The sequence below is a fragment of the Shewanella sp. genome (assembly GCF_013214165.1).
Lineage (GTDB): Bacteria > Pseudomonadota > Gammaproteobacteria > Enterobacterales > Shewanellaceae > Shewanella.
On the sequence record NZ_JABSSM010000141.1, the window covers coordinates 1 to 5230 of the forward strand.

A 5230-nucleotide genomic window follows, 5' to 3' on the forward strand; every position below is an offset into this window, starting at 1 on the left:
TAAATATCTTAAAGCGAGTTCTTAAAATCAGTGTTGATGAGGCGCCTCATTGGCCTGGGTTAGCCCTGCCTGCTGGCGAAATTCAGTGACTATTAGGCTGAACTCACCGCTAATAGTTTTCATCTGTTGGCGAACTATGGCACTGGCTTGCCTTAGGGTGGCGGGCATATGTTTGAGGTACTTCTTACCCGCAGGAGTCTGGTAGAAGTTGGCGATGTCCTTGAGCTCCTGCTCACTATAGGTATCCATGTAGAGCATGAGATATTTGGGCTGGATCTGCGTCCAGCTGAGTTGTTTTTCGGCAAGGGCGAAGGCCTGATCCCTGTATTTATCTTCCATGTCCCTGTGGGCCTGGCTCAGGGGCAGATCTTTGAGCATATGGGCATAGACGCTTTGCAGTTGGTAGATGGCCTGGGGGATAACATCCGCCGCTAGGGTGGCATCTAACACTGTTTGTGCCGCTTTTATATGACCTTGGCTATAGAATTCTAGGCTGACGGCTTCCGTTAAGGCGAGTGGCTCAGGCCTGGTCGATGGCTCTAGACTCGCTGATGGCTCTAGACCTGCTGATGGCTCTAGACCTGCTGATGGCTCTAGACTCGCCGTCTCTTGTTGGGCCTGCGGCTGTGATTGAGTTTCTGGCGTTGCTGCGGACGCTCCGCTGAAACCTAAGCTTAATGGGATGGCTATGGCTAAGGCGGTTAGGGTCAATCTTGTTCTGGGTATTCGCTGAATAGGTGTCATAGTGTTTCCTATTTATTATTTGTATCTGCACAGTCCGATGAAAAGGCTCCTAGCCGACGCCGGAGCCATATTAATAACCTAGAGGTTAATGAGTCTAGGCTTGCCAACGGTATTAGTTGAATGTGGCCTGAACCGCAACCCCTTCGATAGTAGGCTCACCTTCGACGGTAACGTAATACCAGCCCTCTTGAGGATTAGTCACAGTGAACGACTCCTTAGTCGAACCGTCAGTCACCGAAGCCTGCTCAAAACTGTTTGGAGTTGCCCAGTTGCCGTGCGCGCCATAGAGGCTGATATCACCGGTGCCATGATGTGAACTTATCTCTAAGCTAGTGGTGCCGGCGTCGACCCAGAGGTAGTACTCGGAGAAGCTGCCTGTCGCGCACAAGGCCTGTCCATCTAGCAACTCGGCGTAGCTCTGAGGTGCCTGTGTCTGACAAACATCATCGATTGTCGTGTCTGGCTCTGGGACTTCGCCGCCCTGGGTTACCTTGAGGCTAACGTTGGCATATTCGCTATGGGTATCGATAGAGATGAAGTTATAACCTCTTCTGGCGATGACGACTAAGGTGTGATCGTTACCCGCACCCGTGGCACTGCCTGTGTTGACGCTTTCACTTGCCCAGGTATCTTGGTTGAAGAAGATGTCGGCCTCACCTGTGCCACCAGATGTGGTGATGGTAATAGGTGTACCTTCCTCTTCGACCTCGATGTAGTAGCGAGTACGACCACTGTCTAGACACTCTCCTATATCGAACTCTAAACGACCACCGTCTATGCTTGGTGCCGTGCAGCCAGTCTGCGTTGGAAATGCTGGGTCTTGATCGGCAAACAGCTCGCTGGTGCTGACTTCTAGACTGACACCCCCGAAGTTACCGGGTAGCTTGACGTAGTTCCAATATTCACCTTGCTTGAGTGTGACCTTGAGCACCTCGTAGTTCCCCGGGCCATTGCTGGCACCATCGTTGCGTGAAGCGCTAGGCCAGCCGCCCGAGCGCAGCATGATATCGGCATTACCCCAACCGCCGCCTATCTTGAGCCACACATCTTGTTCTAGTTTACCTGGGTTAGGGATAGTGAGACTGACACCATTGCCTCTGGAGTAGATACACTCGGCCTGAGAATTAATATAGATCCTCGACTCATCATAGTCGTAGCGGTTAGCCTCGTCGCTGACCACGCAGGCGGAGTAATCTGTACTGACCAAGCGTATCGGCGCCGGTGAGTTGCTGGCGGTGCCGCTGTCTGCCGCATCGGTATCGGAAGGTCCGTTAGGCACGATACCGTCTAAATCTGTATTAAATCCGCTACTTAGCCAACCGAACCATTCGTTGTCGAAGCTAGTGCCTATGGTGTTATCGAGCAAGTTTTGGTATTGATCGAACTGATCGTTACGCACAAAGCTAAGTAGCTGATTGACCATGTCTGGATGCTTCTCGAACATAAATCTTACCGCCAGGTATCCCCAACGATAGATACGATCTTGACTGCCGTTGTAGTCGTTGTTGAAAATTTCGGACAGGGCATATTCTGCGGTTTCAGCCAGTTTCAAGGCCGATGAGTTGGCGTCTTTGACCGAGATATATTCCGCCAATCCTTCCGCCCACCAGACAGTATCGGCATTGCCGTAATTGAAATCACCATAAAGGTTGAATCGCGCGTCCAGGTAATGCACATATTCATGTTGCAGGTTCCAGATATGGAACTCCGGACGCTCCCACTGGGCTTCATAGGCGAGGAAGCGTGCCTGGTTACCCGTTACCCCAGGCGCACCTTCTAGATACATGCCACCATTGTTGGTATTGATATCGAAGAAGGTACCGGCGTAATCGACGTAATCACCACTGCTGTCGAAGATCACTAGCTCGAGTGCGGAATTGTTATCGTCGGCCACGGGAACATTGCCGGTACTGAGCTTGGTATGGAAGTAGCCTTCTTGCTCACCCAGAACGCCACAGGCCCATCTGGCTTGATCTTGGTACATATGTTGAGCGCGGATCTTAAGGCTATCGGAACACTTCCAGTTAAAATCCAGCACCTCGGCTTCCAGCTGTAGCGCATAGCCACAGGTATTGTAGCTATTACAGTTAGCCGGATCTGTGTAAGTCACCATAGACGCGGTAGATAGCCAGATAGCCTTAGTATCATCATCCTTGTTGCTGCTATCGAGTAGAGCCTGACTTATCACCCGCACTTTTTCGCGCATGCTGTCGACGTAGAAGAGGCGGTTGAGCTCGAGGACGGCGTTGATCAACACATATTCATCATAACCACCGAGCAACTGGCGGTTGCTTAGCTGGAAATCGTTGAGCGCGTCTAGAATGCGGTGATCGGACTCGAATATCGCTCTTACCTCGGCATCGTCCTTGGCGCGGAAGAGGTTAACGAACACCTGATTGGCGGCGCCAGCCATCTCCCAGATATCGATCCAGCTTGCATCGAACTCGTTAAGCACCTTGAGCCAGATATGAACAAACTCGGCCCTGAGACCGAAGGAATCTTGCACCACTAAGGCGGTACTCAAGATGGAGGCATTATCTTTTGATGCTATCCACAGGTGTTGATTGTTGAAAATGGTGGTCAGAGCTTGCTTAACTTCGGCGATCAATCTGGCCGAATAGGCGGGAATGTAATCGTCCTCATAATACTGCACGAATGCCGCAGCCTGTAAGAAGTAGAGTAACTGATTTATCTCTGCATCATCGACGCCCTGATAGTTGGCGGCGTGGGCTTTGACTGCAGTAACCACAGTGCCGACATTGGTTTCATTGAACACACTGACGGCATCGCTGCGCGTGAGACTAAATAGGCCGCTGAGACAGTCAACTTCAACCTGTTGGATTTCTGTGAGCAGACTTGCGCCGCTGAGACCGATAAACACGCTGCAATCGAGCCCAGTGGCACCGACCGAGCCTTGTAGACCCACTGCACCTGGCATACCGGTTAAACTTGTCTTTGAAATGGGAGTGAGTGCCGAATTAATGCCCGCAGTGTGTTTTGTGACCTTACTTGCAGCTGCCGTAAAATCCGTGGTGGGAAAGTTTGCTAATGCATTACAGCTTATGGCTAGGCTGAGGGCGGTGACCAAAGTTTTTAATTTCATGGGAGATTCCAATTGGTTGATTAATTATGCCTTCTACTGGGCAGTACTTCTTGGATGTCATAGAATGGTGATCACACTTATGTAAGGCGTGGAGACAAGTTTTTTTTACCGACGGTTACATTAACATTGGTGCAACATCCGGCTACAGTATAGGTGTAAATTAAAGTATACAATATAAAATAACCAATTATATATATGCATCAGTTACAGAGGAAAGGGGGTCTGCAAAAATAATGTTGCATTTTAACTATAAAATCAATAGCTTGATCTGTTGCGCCGGTCAGCTTACCTACAGTCTTTCCGGCGCTGCCACTCACCGTCTTTCCAACACGCTTACTTACTCCGTCTTTCCGGCACTCTTGTTGGCCGGAACCCACTCAATACCGTCTTTCCGGCATGCTTATTGGCCGGAATCCACTTCTGAGAACCTAAAGACAAGAGCTGGATCCCGGAACAAGCCCGGGTCGATAATTGCTCCTAGCATGATCGACATTTCCTACGTCCGTGTAGGTCGAAGACAGCAACAGGAACAAGCCCGGTATGACAAAAGAGGCAACGCGTAGTAGATAATTCTGGCGCGACTTTGCTAGTGTCTTTCCGGCATGCTTGTTGGCCGGAATCCACTCAATACCGTCTTTCCGGCATGCCTGTTGGCCGGAATCCACTCAATACCGTCTTTCCGGCATGCCTGTTGGCCGGAACCCACTCAATACCGTCTTTCCGGCATGCTTATTGGCCGGAATCCACTTCTGAGAACCTAAAGACAAGAGCTGGATCCCGGAACAAGCCCGGGAAGACCAAAAGGAACAAGCCCGGGTCGATAATTGCTCCTGGCATGATCGACATTTCCTACGTCCGTGTAGGTCGAAGACATTAAAAGGAACAAGCCCGGGATGACCAAAAGGAACAAGCCCGGGTCGATAATTACTGCTGGCATGATCGACATTTCCACCCTGACCCATAGGGATATGGGATATGTCTGAATGATATCGGGAATATCACAGACCCGTGGCGGTCGAAGAGAAAAAGGTAAGTGAAGCTAGGTCCACATGGTGGGTAGTTGCTGCTGAAATTGGGTCAGCAGCGAAGTTGAACTATTCACTTCGGCTGCTTACTCTGGTTTTACTCTGGTTGCTTACTGCGGCTTTTTACTTCATCTGCTACTTGCTTTTAGCATATCGAGTGCCACGGCTTCAGCAATTTTAATCCCGTCGATACCCGCAGATAAAATCCCTCCCGCATAGCCTGCGCCTTCACCGGCTGGGTATAATCCTTTGGTATTGATGCTCTGATAATCTGCGTTACGTTTGATTTGAACCGGTGATGAGGTGCGTGTTTCTACGCCGGTGAGCAGGGCATCATCATGGGCAAATCCGGGGATCT

2 protein-coding genes and 1 pseudogene are annotated in these 5230 nt (G+C 50.4%); all 3 read right to left on the reverse strand.

Annotated features, from left to right (window positions below; all coding sequences use genetic code 11):
* Positions 1-27: 27 nt before the first annotated feature.
* A complete protein-coding gene (locus HRU42_RS20360; protein WP_295033836.1) occupies positions 28-744 on the reverse strand; it encodes a DUF2059 domain-containing protein in 717 nt (238 codons plus the stop codon).
* A 112-nt stretch (positions 745-856) separates the two neighbouring features.
* On the reverse strand, positions 857-3847 hold the full coding sequence (locus HRU42_RS20365) for a M9 family metallopeptidase (protein ID WP_295033839.1): 2991 nt from the start codon (positions 3845-3847) through the stop codon (positions 857-859).
* 1153 nt (positions 3848-5000) lie between these two features.
* Positions 5001-5230: pseudogene (locus HRU42_RS20370) on the reverse strand (hypothetical protein); the annotation flags it as partial.

What these genes read in the sequence shown, in the direction of transcription:
- HRU42_RS20360 (WP_295033836.1), bottom strand. Translation starts at nt 744, where the DNA reads ATGACACCTATTCAGCGAATACCCAGAACAAGATTGACCCTAACCGCC.
- HRU42_RS20365 (WP_295033839.1), bottom strand. Translation starts at nt 3,847, where the DNA reads ATGAAATTAAAAACTTTGGTCACCGCCCTCAGCCTAGCCATAAGCTGT.